The sequence below is a fragment of the Mesorhizobium sp. M3A.F.Ca.ET.175.01.1.1 genome (assembly GCF_004791945.1).
In the GTDB taxonomy this organism is placed as follows: Bacteria; Pseudomonadota; Alphaproteobacteria; order Rhizobiales; family Rhizobiaceae; genus Mesorhizobium.
Genome location: NZ_SRTP01000405.1, coordinates 1 through 255 on the forward strand (window position 1 = coordinate 1; position 255 = coordinate 255).

Sequence of the window (255 nt, forward strand, 5' to 3'; positions counted from 1 at the left end):
GAGCTGGCGCGCATCGGCCGAATTGATCAGCCCGGCGTCGAGCTGCACCACATCCTTCACGCCGCGCACCGTGCGTTCGAAGACATAGCCGCCGGAGCCGTCATTGGAGGTCGACAGCCGGCCGGTCCAGCCGCGCTCTGTTTCCTCGGCGATCATGTCCAGCCGCTTGGCGACGCGCTCGGCCATGGCGTTGGCGCGGCCGAGATCGGCAAGCACGTCGGCATTGAGCGCGCCCGCGATCGCCGCCTGCTCGAC

General features: G+C 69.4%; 1 pseudogene. It reads right to left on the bottom strand.

From position 1 onward, the window contains the following. Positions 1–255 (bottom strand): annotated as a pseudogene (locus EN818_RS32180) (DNA gyrase subunit B); the annotation flags it as partial.